Genomic DNA, 14,406 nt, shown 5'->3' with positions numbered 1-14,406 from the left:
ATGTATAGATTTGAAATTTAAAATAACACTCCGAACTTATAAGGGGCTAATCTAGAACGAGGTTCCCTTTTTTGCATAGTGGGCATTTTCGGTGCATCAATGGCTCTGTCTCCGCAAGTTTTGGCATTCCCAGGTCTTTCTGGAGCTCTGGGATCATAGTCCTTTTGTAATAACTGCTCAAAATGCCATAATGCCTGATCCGTGTAAATCCCTTGGGCAGGATATGTAGTGCGAAGCGCCTGATGAACTCGGCATCGGGCAGCCCAACCACAGATTTCCTGCCACCATGCCGATAGTCCTTTACCATGAACTGTACGTTTCCATCTTCGTGGCTCTTTATCCGATGGTTGCTGATGGCGATCTTATGGGTATAGCGGCCCAAGTATTCTATGACCTGGGAGGGCCCAAAAAATGGACGCTTGCAATAGACCACCCAATGATGTTGGAACAGGCTTTGGTAAAAAGAAGGCGGTTGCTGCTTCCCCAGCGCTTTACGCAATCCGGCCACAAATCGGGCCCTGAAGACCTGACTCATTGCCTTTACAGGGAACAGATACTTTCCCCTACTCTTGGTAGGTTTCCATTTGCCCGATCTGGCAATGCCGCCCCCAGGGACAATGCAGTGCAGGTGCGGGTGCAGCGACAGGTTCTGCCCCCAAGTGTGCAGGATGGCGATCATTCCCATCTGGGCACCCAAAAACTTGGGATTGCCACCAAAATCCCGGATAATCCCCCAGGCCGTTTTGAACAACAGACCGTACACCAACTTTGGCTCGTACAGACATAGCCGGTTCAGCTCCGCAGGCATGGTAAAGACCACATGGAAGTAGGGAACCTCCAACAGGTCAGCCTCCCTTGCCCGGATCCATTCCTCCTTTTTATGGCCCTGGCACTTCGGACAGTGACGGTTGCGACAACTGTTATAACTGAGGTGCAACTTGCCGCAGGTCGGACTGTCACAACGATCGATGTGACCGCCAAGGGCCGAGGTGCGACATTTGCGCAACGCGTGCAGGGTACGCTCTTGCCAGCTATTGGCACAATAACCGGCAAGATCTTCCCTGTTTCGCTCCAGGATATGGGCTACTTCATGGACAGGATTCGACATCCCTATTGAACATAGAGCCTGTCCAACGGACTGAACGGCTTTTGCCTGCCCGATTGTGCCACATGGAGGTAGATAAGGGTGGTCTGGATATCTGCATTGCCCAAAAGATCCTTCACGCTCATAATGTCCAGACCCATTTCCAGCAGATGGGTGGCATAGCTGTGCCGCAGGATATGGGCGGTAATTTCCTTTTGGATGCCACTGTGCTTGCGGGCCTCACGGACGATCCACTGGACGCCCTGTGAGGAGATCTGCCGCGGTATGCCCGACTTGTCGTTGCCCGTAAAACACCACGTATCCGGGTTTTCGGCAAGGAAGTATCTCTTTAGGCCACGGACCTGCATTTCGGACAGGGGGACATACCGATCCTTGCGCCCTTTTCCCTGGCGCACGTGCAACATCATCCTGTCAAAATCCAGATCCCTGCGCTGTAGTTTGCACAGTTCAAAATTACGCAGACCACAACCGTAGAGCATTGCAAGTATCAATCGGTGTTTCAGCAGTTTTGGAGTGCCAAGCAGTTGTTTTACCTCTCTTTGGTTCAATACCACGGGGAGTTTCTCGGGGCGCTCAATACTGGGGAGCACCACGTGCATTTCTTTCATCCCAAAGATGCGGTAAGCATAGCGAAGACCATAAACGGTGTGCTTGAAAAAACTGTCCGAAGGGGTTTTGTGCTGCGACTTCAAAAGGTGCAGATAATCCAGGATCTGTTCCTGATCCAGGTCAAGTGGACTACAGTTGAAATGGAATCCGATGTGCGCCAGGCAGCGGGCATAGTTGGTAAGGGTGCTTTGGCTTTTGCCGGAGAGTTCAACCGAACGCTTTAGTTTGTGGTAGAGTGCTGCAAACCCTGGAACCGAAATAATCGCCGTTTCGATGAGGGTGTCATTTTTTTTTCATAATATTGAGTATTACATTAAACCTTGATCCTAAAGGTAGTGAATCGTGATGGAAACGTCTCGTGAAGCTACCTTTAGGTTTAGTTCAACAATGTGTATAAGCAATGGCTTGTCCTCGCCTACTTGGAAATCCCTGCGGAATTTCCACAGGCAAGTTTACTGTTTAGTATTTTAGGTGTTTGCCACCGCAACTATTCTTACACATAAACGCTGTAGCAATTAGAACACACAAAAAAATATTAGATAAATTGAGAACATATTTATTTTCATGGAATACCATAAAATGGCCTTGGGAACATTTAGAGAATAAAATCTCGGAGTTTAATATATCTGGAGAATTCACAGAAATGTGGAGTTGTAAAAATCATAAACAAATCCAAATCGGAGATAGAGTTTTTTTTAATAAAACTAGGCAGAGGATTTAAGGAGAAAGGGATTATTGATTCAGGATACATAACTTCAGACAGCTCTTTATCAGAGTATTAAAATAGCTCAGGAAAACTAATTAATCTGGTGTTTATACAATTTTAAGAATTACACCTACAGAAGCCTACAAATTCGTGTCTAAAAAAAACAAAAGCGATACTTCATATTTTATCTTCAACAAATAATATCATGGCCTATAAACTTTTACAACGAAAAGCGTAACTTTTCCAAACTTATGGCTACTGATAAAATAATCATTAAAAAACCAACGCCCATGAAAAAATTCATCTGTATTGTTTTTTGTTTTGCCGTTTTCACATCCAACTACACTTACGCACAAACCGACAAACGTCTCAAAGGCATTGAAAAAGATCTCAACGCGATTCTAGAGGCTACCAAAGCCGCTGGATTTTCAGTTGCTGTTGTTGATGGCGATAAGGTCATTTATGCCAATGGTTTTGGTTATAGCGATTATGAAAACAAAGTCCCAGTTGACGCGAACACCTTGTTTGCCATTGGTTCTTCCACAAAAGCATTCACCTCAGCCCTCTTAGGTCAACTCAGTGCAGAAGACAAATTATCGTTGAATGACAATCCCATAAAATATATTCCAGAGTTAAAGTTTTATAATGACAATTTAAACAACAATGTCATCATTAAAGATTTGATGCGTCATAGCACTGGCCTACCACGCCATGATATCAGCTGGTATCTATTTCCATCTGCCGATAAAGACAGCTTAATTCAGCGTATTGCCTATCAAGAACCTTTTACAGGACTCCGACAAGAGTGGAATTATAATAATTTCATGTTTTTGGCACAAGGCGTCATTGCAGAAAAGATTACAGGTCAATCGTGGGAAGACAATATCAAAACGCGTTTTTTTGACCCTTTAGAAATGTCACGTTCACAGACTTTATTGTCAGAATTAAAAAAAATGGACAATGCCGCCTTGGGATATAAACTCAAAAAGAACGACCAAATCAGCAAATTAGACTATTATGACATTTCAGGAATGAGTCCTGCGGGAAGCATTTACAGCAGTGCGAATGAGATTTCGCATTGGTTAAAAATGTGGATCAATAAAGGAAAATATCATGACAAACAGATTTTAACGGAAGCTTACATTAATGAAGCGATGAGTTCTCAAATGGTAATAACTGCCGCTTTACCTGACGAAGAAAATCCAGATCTACACTTCGCAAACTATGGTTATGGGTGGATGCTATCCTCATATAGAGGTCATTATCGGGTAGAGCATGGTGGGAATATCGACGGATTTTCAGCAAACATTGCGTTTTTTCCGAGCGATAAAATTGGGATTGTCGTATTGTCCAATCAAGATGGTTCAGCAGTTCCTAACTTAGTTAGAAATACTATTGCCGATCGACTTTTAGGTGGAAAAACCACTAATTGGGCGAAAAGATTTATTGAAAACAAAGCAAAAACTAAAAAGATGGAAGCAGAACTGAAGCTGGAAGACAAGGCAACTGCTCAAGTAAAAAACACTAAACACTCTCATGTCATGCAAGACTATACGGGGAGTTATGGTAATTCGGGGTATGGAGGTTTCAATATCACTGTGGAAAACGACTCTTTATTCGCAAATTTCAAACGTATGAAAATGTATTTAAAACATTACCATTATGATGTTTTTGAACCTTTTGAAGTGACCAAAACAGGAATCGACACCACCGATGCGAGCCCCATGCGATTTAACTTTGCCACAAGTGATGGTGGAGATATCTCCAAAGTAAGCCTAAAAGCTGAATCCGCCCTTGAGCCTATTGCCTTCAAAAGAACACCTAACACGATTGATGTCAGCACTACTGATTTAGAACAATATGTCGGTAATTATAGCTTGTTAGACACCCCATTGAAAATCTACATTAAAAACGAGAATGTACTTTATCTATTCGTTCCAGGGCAACCTGAATATGAACTCATGCCTACTGAAAAACATAAATTTTCATTTAAAGTCGTCGACGGATTTAAAGTAGAGTTTTTAGAAAACAACAATATTATAACAGAAATGAATCTCATTCAGCCCAACGGCACGTTTAAGACGAAAAAGGAATAATCTTAGAACAGGCAGATGGAAGGAAGTTTAGACCACTTTGCAACGGTGCAAAGAAAGACAAGAAAGAACAGCGAAAAGTCTTTCAAGCTCTTTATTACAATTGAATAAACTCCTACCGAGCATTCATTTAGAGTTATATTTTGAATAGTGTAATTATCTTCTCTTTAAAATATTTTAGTTTCACTCCTAAAAACGAATAAAAAAAGACATTATTTCGCTAGATATTCCTTCATTTTCTGCATAGGATTCGTGGCTCTATTTTTATACCCATGCATCAAACTGCTCACAATTAAAATAAGTGCAGCTCCACCTGCAACATAGGCAATACTCATCTCCGCATTATAATAATTGGCATAGGCAATCGCGATCAATGCCCAAGCACCCACTAAAGCAAATTCTCGCATATTACGTGTCCAAGTGATCGCCAAATTAATCATCATGGCCACAATAATCATGAAAACAGTCCACGCCTCTTCTGACATTCCAAAGCCTCCCCATTCTATTTTGGTCAAATAAGAGGCTACATTTGCGATACTTGCCACCGTAAGCCAGCCACTATAAAACACAAAAGGCCACCATAAAAAAACAATGACCGAAATTGGAGCATCCCACAATTCCATGGCGTTGTTCATGATAATTTTCAGTATGGAAAATAACACTAAAAAGATCAACACACACGACAAACCTGTATAGCCGTAAATCCATAAAAACACCCATACCGAATTGGCCACACAGGATATCACAAACCACCATCCAATGCGCATTACAAAATTGTCATCCCGAACATTGACAAATAAGCTTCTTCCTTGATAGAAAATAAAACCGAGTAAAAACAGATAAATAAATCCCCAAATGGCAAAAGCGTAGCCAGCGGGTGTAAAAAGGGAATTCAAATTATTGGACACCTCCCCAATCGTTGTATTGTTAATGGCACCAGTATTGGAGAGGTAATTAATGATAATGGTAGAAACGAGCGCAATACCATTACATATTTGTAGAACTTTTTTCATAGAAATAGTGCGTTATTTTGAGAATTGCGTTTTGATTGATCACGATTATCATGACAGCTTGAATTTACGACAAATCACAAAATAAATTAACTTTTTTTAATGAAGAATGGACTCAAATAAATTCGCGGTATTGCATCACCCTAAAATCGAACGTATTGAAATTCGGGTTTTTAGCTTTAAGATGTTGGTAAAGCGGTATTCTGCTAATGGAAATATTCGCAGCGCCCGATCCTGAAGTCAGAGAAACGGTTTTGATGATTCTTTTCTCAGGATGAAGCAAAGATTTTGATGGCGAAATGGTGCCTTTATGCGATTCCTCACTAGCCTTCGGAATAAAAATTTCTTCTGGATTGGCAGGAAGTACAAATTCGTGTATGCGCGGCACTTCATCCGACACCAATTTTAATTGCAAGCCGTAAGTTTTTAAATGTTTTCTGAAGAAATATTCTGGGCCATTTTTACTATTGCCTCCGGTAAATAATAAGGTATCAATATTGGGATATTTTTGAAGGTAACCGACGATATTTCGCAAATGGATGTTATGCATCCCCAAATCTGAGGCATTCATTTTTTCACGTTCGCAACTTTCAACAATATCGCAAATGCCGATTTTATGTGCGATCAAAAAACTTTTCCGTTGATTCACCGCTTCGTCTGAATTATCAAATCGCAGATTAAGATTGTAAATCTGATCGATATAAAGCCACAACGAATTGAAATAGCTGCCATAACAAAAATCAACATCCTTTTCCAACAACTCGCCTACTGAAAATCGCGGCGGTGGCAAAGTACCAACAATCAACTTGGTAGTATCTTCCTTTATAAACGGCGGATAAGGGTGCTGATGAAAAAACATTTACAAGGTATTTTTCAATCGCTCTACTTCAATGATAGTCGTTTTATAAATACGCTTATTAGTTGGAATCAAATTTTGCATTTCCACATGCAGCTCTTCCAAAAGTTCTTTGGCATCGATAGTTTTATCAATGCGCAATAAAAATTTAGCCAATGCCAAACGTTCGTTATAGTTAGAATAAGGCCAATCCATAAGCCTCAGTTGTTTTTCTGCCTCAGTTATTCTATCCTTTTCTGCCAAAGCCATCCCATAAAGAAATGGAATCTCTGATTTCTCATACTCTTTATAACTTTCCAAACTTTCGCTAAACGCAATGACTTGATCATAATCTTTGATCGCATAATAGGCTTGAATCAAATGGGCTTTCACAAAAAAATCGTCCTGGGTTTTATCTTCCAAGGCGACAAGATAGTGTTCAATAGCACCTGTATAGTTATGTATTTCAAGGTAAGCATCAGCGAGATTAATCCTATTAAGATACGTATCCGTAAACTCAAGTTGCGCTTCTAAATCTTTCACTTTTCCTGAAGAAGCAGTTTTTTTGGAAGGCTCAATAATGGTACTTAGATTTCCCTGAGTCTTTTCTGTATCGCGTTTATTTAAAACCTGAGTTACCAAATAAGTAACACAACCAACAAACGGTAAAAACAGAATTGCAAAAATCCAATAGTATGAATTCCTATTTTTCAATAGGTGATATATACAAAAACCTTGAAACGCGATAATTAAATATAAATACATGCTGTCAAATTAAATTAAAGTACAAAGATAATGCTTTGATATATTATAAATTTAGTATCTTAACATTTGATTCATATTAACTTAAAACAACTTAAAAAACATGGGAAAAGGAGACAAAAAGACGCGACGAGGAAAAATTTCAAGAGGTTCATATGGCGTAAGACGACTTCGGATTAAAAAAAGGAAATCAACCCTTGAAAAAATCAGTGTAGATAAACAAACAAAGCCTTGAGTTAACCTTGTTATAAAAAATGTCCTGTTTTCAAATTTTGAAGACAGGACATTTTCTTTATCGTGTAAACACTAAATTATGCTCTCCAGATAGCTTTTCGTGAAATCTGTAATTTTCGATGTCAAAAGCTTTGATGTCATCCAAGGTTTTTGCATGTTCATCAACGACATAGCGTGTCATGAGTCCGCGGGCGAGTTTTGCGTAAATCCCAATGGTTTTATATTCCCCGTTTTTTAATTCCTTAAAATCGACATTGATTATTGGAACTTTTAGAGCTTTGGTGTCCAGGGCTTTAAAATATTCAACACTGGCTAAATTAAGAAAGAGCTCATCGTCCTTTAATTCGTCGTTCAACGCTTTTGTGATCTCCTGTTTCCAAAACTCGTACAAGTTTTTATTTTTACCGATGCTCAGTTTGGTGCCCATTTCCAAACGGTAAGGCTGCATTAAATCCAAAGGTTTCAAAACGCCGTACAAGCCTGAAAGAATTCTTACGGTATCTTGAAGACGGTCAATTTTGGTTTCCGGAATGGTATACGCATCCAAGCCACGATACACATCGCCATTAAATGCATAAATGGCAGGACGCGCATTTTCGGTTGTAAACGGCGTTTCCCACTCCTGATTGCGCTCGTAATTAAGTTGGCTCAAATCATTAGAAATCTTCATAAGCTCTGATAAAGCTTTTACCGATTTCTTTTTGAGTTCTTTATTAAGACGCTCAGACTGTTTTAAAAATTCAGGTTGTGTGGTTTTGTCTGTTGGTATTTGGGTTTCAAAATCCAAGGATTTTGCAGGAGATATGACAAGTTTCATAGAAATGGGAAGCTGATATTTAATCGTGAAAAAATTGAAACTCAAAGTTACAAAACAAATTTCAATTATGCCGACACCTGCGTTAAGGATGGAACGGCATGTTTGAGCTCCCTGCCTTTTAGCAGGAGCGAGTAGTGACAGCCTGACCCTCTGGAAATTTATTGGAAGAGGGTAACGCCCAAATAAAAATGAAACTCGAGAATTAAAATAAATACAAGAGATTCAAAGTATAATTATTAATAATTCAAACCCTTCCTGCTTTAATTTCTCAACTGAAATTAAAGCCACCTTCCCTTGAAAAGTGAAGGAATTCATTCTTAATCAAGATCCATGTCCTGATGTTACAAAAGAAATCTCACTTATGCCGACACCTGCGTTAAGGATGAAACGGCATGTTTGAGCTCCCTGCCCTTTGGCAGGAGCGAGTAGTGACAGCCTGACCCTCTGTAAATTTATTGGAAGAGGGTAACGCCCAAATAAAAAAACATCTAAATCTTAAAAAAAATCTCAATCACTCTTCTTCGATTTCCATATCCTTATGCTTGGCATAATGACGCCATTTTTCGATACAGGCCACCATATCTTGAGGCACTTCGGAGTCAAAACTCATGAATTCACCTGTGGTAGGATGCTCAAAGCCCAAAGTTTTTGCATGCAGCGCTTGACGCGGCAAAATTTTGAAGCAATTTTCAACAAACTGTTTGTATTTGGAAAATGTGGTGCCTTTTAAAATCTTTTCGCCACCATAACGGGAATCATTGAATAGCGTATGCCCAATATGTTTCATGTGCACACGGATTTGGTGTGTACGACCAGTTTCTAATTTGCAAGACACCAAAGTGACGTATCCTAAGCGTTCCATCACTTTAAAATGCGTAACGGCAGGTTTTCCTTTTTCTTCATCATCGTCTAAAAATACGGTGTTTTGTAACCTATTTTTTGGATGACGGCCAATATGACCTTCAATCGTGCCTTCGTCTTCCTCCATATTTCCCCAAACAAGTGCGACATATTCGCGCTCACTGGTTTTGTCAAAGAACTGTTTGGACAGATGCGCCATGGCCGCTTCGGTTTTGGCAATGACCAACAAGCCGCTGGTATCCTTGTCAATACGATGCACTAAACCAGGTCGGTTACTGGAATTATTTGGCAGATTTTCAAAATGATAAATCAAGGCGTTGATGAGCGTGCCCGAATAATTGCCGTGACCGGGATGTACGACCATGCCAGCTTCTTTATTGACGACAAGCAAATCATCATCTTCATAGACAATATTCAGCGGAATATCTTCTGGCGTCAGCAAATACTCATAAGGCGGATGCTCAAAAAGCACTCGAATCACATCAAAAGGCTTGACCTTATAATTGGATTTTACGGGAACGTCATTAACATAAATGCTACCGTTTTTAGCAGCCTCCTGAATTTTATTGCGCGTTGCGTTTTCAATAAAATTCATGAGATATTTGTCAATACGCAAGGGCGTTTGACCTTTTACGGCTGTAAAAGCATAATGCTCATACAACTCATCGTCGTGTTGATCTTCTAAACTGGGTGTATTTTCGTCTGTCATTATTCCTCTAAACCTCTATTTCCATTCCCCAAAACCAAATCAATTTTGGAGGTCATCGGCAGTAAATCGCCCGCTTTGATCGATTTGCCTTCAAATGAGATGGATTGCACCTCATCTTTTCCAATATCATCAATGTATGATATTCTACCTACTTCAAATCCGATAGCTTCCAAAGTCGGTTTGGCTTGGCGGAAGGTACGGCCAACCACAAAAGGTACTTCGACCTTGCGATATCCTGAGGGATTTAAAATTAAATAGACTTTGCGATCTTCTTTGACTTGACTTCCTGCTAATGGATATTGCTCAATAACAGAGTATTTTGGGTATTTGGGATTGAAATTGGCAGAATCCTGGATTTCCATAGCCAAATCATTATCCCTTAATTCAATTTCAGCTGTTGCGATACTTTTCCCTACCAAATCAGGAACAGTCACAAAACTCCCGTGGTTGGTGCGATAATCTAACCATTTCAATAAGAAAAAAGTTAAAACTACTAAGGCAACAACCGCCAGAATAATTTGTTTTAAGAACACTTTACTCGATAAAAATTTTATAAGACTCATGAAAATTTGTTATAAGTGACAAAGATATATAAATACAACCGCTTTTTCTTTTGCTTTTATTGTGATATTTTTGTTTGTGGAGATAAGCAGCGAATTTACGAGTATTTAACCACAAAAACGCTTGTTTATTGTGAGTTCACTTATTGCGATAAAAAGAGTTACTGTAATTATTACCCCGAAAATTGGGTAATGTAGTCGCAAGAACGGATATCAGGAAAAAAGCTTAAACAATCTCTATTCAAAAAGAGAGACTGAAACAGTAGTTTTGAAAGCCTTCGTGGCTAATTTAATTGAGTTTTATAACCTATCATCGGAGGTAGGTTTGCACTAAGAATATTAACTTAAAATAATGAGATTCCCACCTTCGTGGGAAGTACGCATGAAAAAAAATATTGCAATCATCATGGGAGGTTTTTCGAGCGAGTTCGAAATTTCCCTAAAAAGCGGACAAGTGGTTTATGAAACGCTTGATCCTACTAAATACATCGCTTTTAGAATTCATATTTTCAAGGACAAATGGGTGTATGTCGATGCCGAAAATAACGAACATCCGATTGATCGAAACGACTTTTCATTTACTGTGGAAGGTGCTAAAACCAAATTTGATTGTGTGTTTAATGCTATTCATGGCACACCTGGAGAAGACGGTTTTATGCAAGGTTATTTGGAATTGCTCGGGATTCCGCAAACCAGTTGCAATATGTACCAAGCGGCATTGACCTTTAACAAACGTGATTGTTTAAGCGCTTTAAAACCATACGGCATTAAAACAGCAGAATCCTATTATGTGAATTTAGGAGATGTCATCGATGAGGATGCCATTATTGCTAAAGTGGGTTTACCATGTTTTGTTAAAGCCAATAAAGCCGGAAGTAGTTTTGGGATTAGCAAGGTTTATAAAAAAGAGGAATTTAAAAAAGCATTGGAAGTGGCATTTAAGGAAGATGATGAAGTGATCATTGAGTCTTTCTTGGATGGTATCGAGGTCTCCGTTGGCGTCATCACGTACAAAGGCGAAGTGACCGTGCTGCCTATCACTGAGATTGTGAGTGAGAATGATTTCTTTGATTACCAGGCCAAATATTTGGGACAGTCGCAAGAAATTACGCCTGCACGATTGACCGACGAACAAGAAGAAAAAGTAAGAACAGTTGCCAAAAAAGTTTACGAGGTTTTAAAAATGAAAGGTTTTAGCCGCAGTGAATTTATCTTTAAGGATGGCGAACCTCATTTATTGGAAGTGAACACCGTTCCTGGGATGACCAAAGCTAGTATTTTACCACAACAGGCTGCTGTGGCTGATATTAGTTTGATGGATTTGTTTGGGAATGCGATTCAGGAAAGCCTGAAGAGTTGAAAATTAAGAATGAAAAATTAATAAGTATATTTGATTTATAATGAGATTCCCTCTTGCGAGGGAATGACAAAAAAATGTCAATGAAACGCGCACTATTCCCAGGGTCTTTTGACCCCATTACTTTAGGTCACTTAGATATTATCAATCGCGGAATCAAACTATTTGATGAAGTCGTTGTTGCCATTGGTATCAATGCTGATAAAAAATACATGTTCACTTTAGAACAGCGTCTGAAGTTTATGGAAGAGACCTTTAAAGATCAGCCCAAAGTAAAATTGATGACGTATCAAGGTTTGACCATCGATTTCTGCAAGCAGATTGATGCACAGTTTATTTTAAGAGGTTTGCGCAATCCCGCCGATTTTGAATTTGAAAAAGCAATCGCTCATACGAACAGAAAACTTTCAAAAATTGAAACCGTATTTTTACTGACTGCCGCAAGCACCTCTTATATTTCTTCTTCTATTGTCAGAGATGTGATAAGGAATCATGGGGATTATACGGTTTTGGTGCCGGAGAGTGTTCGGGTTCCTTAACCGCAATCACGCAAAGGAAAAGCGCAAGGGACTCAGGTTTTTGAGGTTTTAAATCGAAGTGTTCCGCTAACTTAAATCTTTCGATTGCTATTTTAATAGGTTACGTATTTCAATTGGCGAAGGCACTTTTAGAAACATATCTTGAAGCAAAAATTATAATATGGCTCACATTATTTTTTGTGAGCCGTTTTATTTAATTGATTTTGGATTTTAAATGAAGCGTTATTTCGCAGACTTAAGATGGCGTCTTTGATCAAAGATTTTGTGCTTTCGCTCTCTAAGGCAACATAACAAAAGCATCATTCGTATTTTCAGTATTGGGCAACAAAAAAGCATCAGAGATATTCCTTGTTTTCCAACTTCGGAAATAACTGATGCTTCTCCTAACAAATGATTAATAGCATTATCAATATAACTCTAAATATTTGATATCTAAACTTTCATCGATAAAAAGCAATTAAAAAAGGTTAAAATATAATTTTTAAATTATGACGATGTATCTCAACGCTAGTTTTCTAATTATTGAGATGGACACAGAGATTATTAGTGAAAACCAAACTGTAGTTCTGAACACTTAGTTTCAAAGGCTTTGAACCCCTCCGATGACTATCGCATTTTTAAAAAGTAATGTATTGGAATTTCTTTTGAAGTGCTTCTTTTCTGAGTTCAAGCTTTTTTAAAAAAATGCTATGTGCCTCCGAATTTGGATAAAATGGCAAATGCGCCATTCCCTTTTGAATGCTATCTACTTCTTCCATTGTTTCTAATGCACTATCAGATAGCCAAACCTTCTGGAATTTTTCCCAAATATATTTGATGGCTGTGGCGTTAGGATGCAGCATGTCTTCCGCATAAAAGCGATAATCGCGAAGTTCGTCCATCATGATCTCATAGGAAGGAAAGTAGAAATTATCATTCTCATGCTGCTGCACTACAAAATCATGAATGGCGGCAATTAGATGGGCTTTGCTACGTGCGTTTTCAACAAATCCATCCTTAATATGACGGATTGGCGATACTGTAAAAATCAGGATAACATTGGTGTTAACTTCCTTGATTTTATTTTGCAAATTTTGAAGTGTCTCAGTGATTTCATTAATGGAAAGCAGCTCTTTTTTGAATTCTTTTTGAGGTACTTTATGGCAATTGGCAACGGGTAAATTGGATTTGAAATATTTATAAACCCAAGCGGTTCCTAATGTAATCACAATATGAGAAGCTTCTTTAAGTTGTTGTCTTGTAACTTCCAGTTGCTCGTTTAAATTGTGAATCAAGGTCTCTTTGGAAATGTCACTCATTTGTGAATGTGCATCATAACAGTGCCATTGTTCATTGTAAAAAAACACTTCATTCTCGTTGTATTCCTTTTGTTGAAGGGCTCTTACAACAACAGTTTCAATGGCTTTGGGATGAAATAAAACGCCGAACGGATTTTGAGAAGTCTGGAATTTGAAATATGACAGCTTCTGCCCTATATTTTCTACAAAACAAGAGCCTAACAGAAACACCTTCGAATGATAATCGATGGGGTTTTCTTGGGGTTTTAGTGGGATGATGGTTTGTAGTTTCATTTTTTGCTCGCAGAGGCGAGGATTTTAGATGCTTTGAGAGGGGTTGTTTTTTTTGGCACGCAGAGGCGCGGAGACGCAGAGTTAGGATTCTATTAAATTACTTTGTTTTTTTGCTCGCAAAGGCGCGTAGGCGCAAAGACTTGAATTAAAAACGTTTTTTATTTATTCTATAACCTCGAATCTCTTGCTGTTGTTATAGATAAAAACAGCAAATCATTCCTAATCCATCTAGCGCCTTAGCGACTCTGCGAGATAAACCTTAAAGCTTGTTTACTATTCTTGTGATTCCAGATTTCATTAATGGACTATTAAAATTAATCAATAATCCCAATTTCAAACCAGTGAGTTTTAAATAGGTTAATACTTGTTTTGGATGAACGGAATGAATTTCTTCAACTGATTTTATTGCAACAATTACCTCTACAATTAAATCCGTTCTATAGCCTATATCGAGTTTGACATCTTTCCACAAAACTGGAAGCGATTTTTGTCTTTCAACATGTAAACCTTTTGCTCTTAATTCATAACAAAGAATTTCCTCGTAAACAGATTCTAACAAACCAGGTCCCAAATTAACATGGATATGGTAACAAGCATCTACTATTATACCAGAAATCTCATTTTCTTCCATAGTAATC

At 38.8% G+C, this 14,406-nt stretch carries 13 protein-coding genes and 1 pseudogene; 4 read left to right on the top strand and 10 right to left on the bottom strand.

What is annotated here, in order from left to right; translation table 11 throughout:
- Nucleotides 1–55 precede the first annotated feature (55 nt).
- Both ACOH2D_RS16180 and ACOH2D_RS16175 read right to left on the bottom strand, forming a co-directional pair.
- Nucleotides 56–1,108, bottom strand: a pseudogene (locus ACOH2D_RS16180) (IS91 family transposase); the annotation flags it as partial.
- A 2-nt stretch (nucleotides 1,109–1,110) separates the two neighbouring features.
- The gene (locus tag ACOH2D_RS16175; protein ID WP_449535877.1) at nucleotides 1,111–1,797 is read right to left on the bottom strand and encodes a tyrosine-type recombinase/integrase; all 687 of its coding nucleotides are present in this window, start codon (nucleotides 1,795–1,797) and stop codon (nucleotides 1,111–1,113) included.
- A gap of 913 nt (nucleotides 1,798–2,710) precedes the next feature.
- Between ACOH2D_RS16175 and ACOH2D_RS16170 the strand changes: the two genes are divergently transcribed.
- Nucleotides 2,711–4,516 carry a serine hydrolase gene (locus ACOH2D_RS16170; RefSeq protein ID WP_449535876.1) on the top strand — a complete coding sequence of 602 codons (1,806 nt, stop codon included), beginning with the start codon at nucleotides 2,711–2,713 and terminating at the stop codon, nucleotides 4,514–4,516.
- Nucleotides 4,517–4,725: 209 nt separating this feature from the next.
- On the opposite strand, the gene ACOH2D_RS16165 is transcribed toward ACOH2D_RS16170, so the two are convergent.
- The 3 genes from ACOH2D_RS16165 to ACOH2D_RS16155 form a co-directional block, all read right to left on the bottom strand.
- Nucleotides 4,726–5,526 (bottom strand): TspO-related membrane protein, encoded by an 801-nt coding sequence (locus ACOH2D_RS16165; RefSeq protein WP_348038495.1) that lies wholly within the window; start codon nucleotides 5,524–5,526, stop codon nucleotides 4,726–4,728.
- Nucleotides 5,527–5,638: 112 nt separating this feature from the next.
- Nucleotides 5,639–6,382 (bottom strand): uracil-DNA glycosylase family protein, encoded by a 744-nt coding sequence (locus ACOH2D_RS16160; protein ID WP_348038493.1) that lies wholly within the window; start codon nucleotides 6,380–6,382, stop codon nucleotides 5,639–5,641.
- On the bottom strand, nucleotides 6,383–7,072 hold the full coding sequence (locus ACOH2D_RS16155) for a hypothetical protein (RefSeq protein WP_348038491.1): 690 nt from the start codon (nucleotides 7,070–7,072) through the stop codon (nucleotides 6,383–6,385).
- A gap of 151 nt (nucleotides 7,073–7,223) precedes the next feature.
- Between ACOH2D_RS16155 and ACOH2D_RS16150 the strand changes: the two genes are divergently transcribed.
- Nucleotides 7,224–7,355 (top strand): 30S ribosomal protein THX, encoded by a 132-nt coding sequence (locus ACOH2D_RS16150; protein ID WP_348038489.1) that lies wholly within the window; start codon nucleotides 7,224–7,226, stop codon nucleotides 7,353–7,355.
- A gap of 57 nt (nucleotides 7,356–7,412) precedes the next feature.
- On the opposite strand, the gene yaaA is transcribed toward ACOH2D_RS16150, so the two are convergent.
- The 3 genes from yaaA to ACOH2D_RS16135 form a co-directional block, all read right to left on the bottom strand.
- Nucleotides 7,413–8,171 carry a peroxide stress protein YaaA gene (gene yaaA, locus ACOH2D_RS16145; RefSeq protein WP_449535875.1) on the bottom strand — a complete coding sequence of 253 codons (759 nt, stop codon included), beginning with the start codon at nucleotides 8,169–8,171 and terminating at the stop codon, nucleotides 7,413–7,415.
- Nucleotides 8,172–8,682: 511 nt separating this feature from the next.
- Complete coding sequence (locus tag ACOH2D_RS16140; protein ID WP_348038485.1) at nucleotides 8,683–9,741, bottom strand: RluA family pseudouridine synthase; 1,059 nt, start codon at nucleotides 9,739–9,741, stop codon at nucleotides 8,683–8,685.
- Complete coding sequence (locus ACOH2D_RS16135) at nucleotides 9,741–10,304, bottom strand: PASTA domain-containing protein (RefSeq protein ID WP_449535874.1); 564 nt, start codon at nucleotides 10,302–10,304, stop codon at nucleotides 9,741–9,743. The genes ACOH2D_RS16140 and ACOH2D_RS16135 overlap by 1 nt, the downstream gene beginning before the upstream one ends.
- A 379-nt stretch (nucleotides 10,305–10,683) precedes the next feature.
- On the opposite strand from ACOH2D_RS16135, the gene ACOH2D_RS16130 reads away from it, so the two are divergent.
- Entirely contained in the window at nucleotides 10,684–11,661 is a 978-nt protein-coding gene (locus tag ACOH2D_RS16130) for a D-alanine--D-alanine ligase (protein WP_449535878.1), read from the top strand.
- Between the two features lie 80 nt (nucleotides 11,662–11,741).
- Complete coding sequence (gene coaD, locus ACOH2D_RS16125; protein ID WP_449535873.1) at nucleotides 11,742–12,197, top strand: pantetheine-phosphate adenylyltransferase; 456 nt, start codon at nucleotides 11,742–11,744, stop codon at nucleotides 12,195–12,197.
- Nucleotides 12,198–12,814: 617 nt separating this feature from the next.
- Here the strand turns inward: coaD and ACOH2D_RS16120 are convergent.
- Together ACOH2D_RS16120 and ACOH2D_RS16115 are read right to left on the bottom strand one after the other, a co-directional pair.
- Entirely contained in the window at nucleotides 12,815–13,768 is a 954-nt protein-coding gene (locus ACOH2D_RS16120; RefSeq protein ID WP_449535872.1) for a GSCFA domain-containing protein, read from the bottom strand.
- Nucleotides 13,769–14,027: 259 nt separating this feature from the next.
- A complete protein-coding gene (locus ACOH2D_RS16115; RefSeq protein ID WP_449535871.1) occupies nucleotides 14,028–14,399 on the bottom strand; it encodes a GxxExxY protein in 372 nt (123 codons plus the stop codon).
- Between the last annotated feature and the right edge of the window lie 7 nt (nucleotides 14,400–14,406).

The sequence above is a fragment of the Gelidibacter sp. genome, from assembly GCF_053579655.1.
The sequence above is the reverse complement of the archived record's forward strand: the minus strand, read 5'-3'. Positions and strand labels throughout refer to the sequence as shown.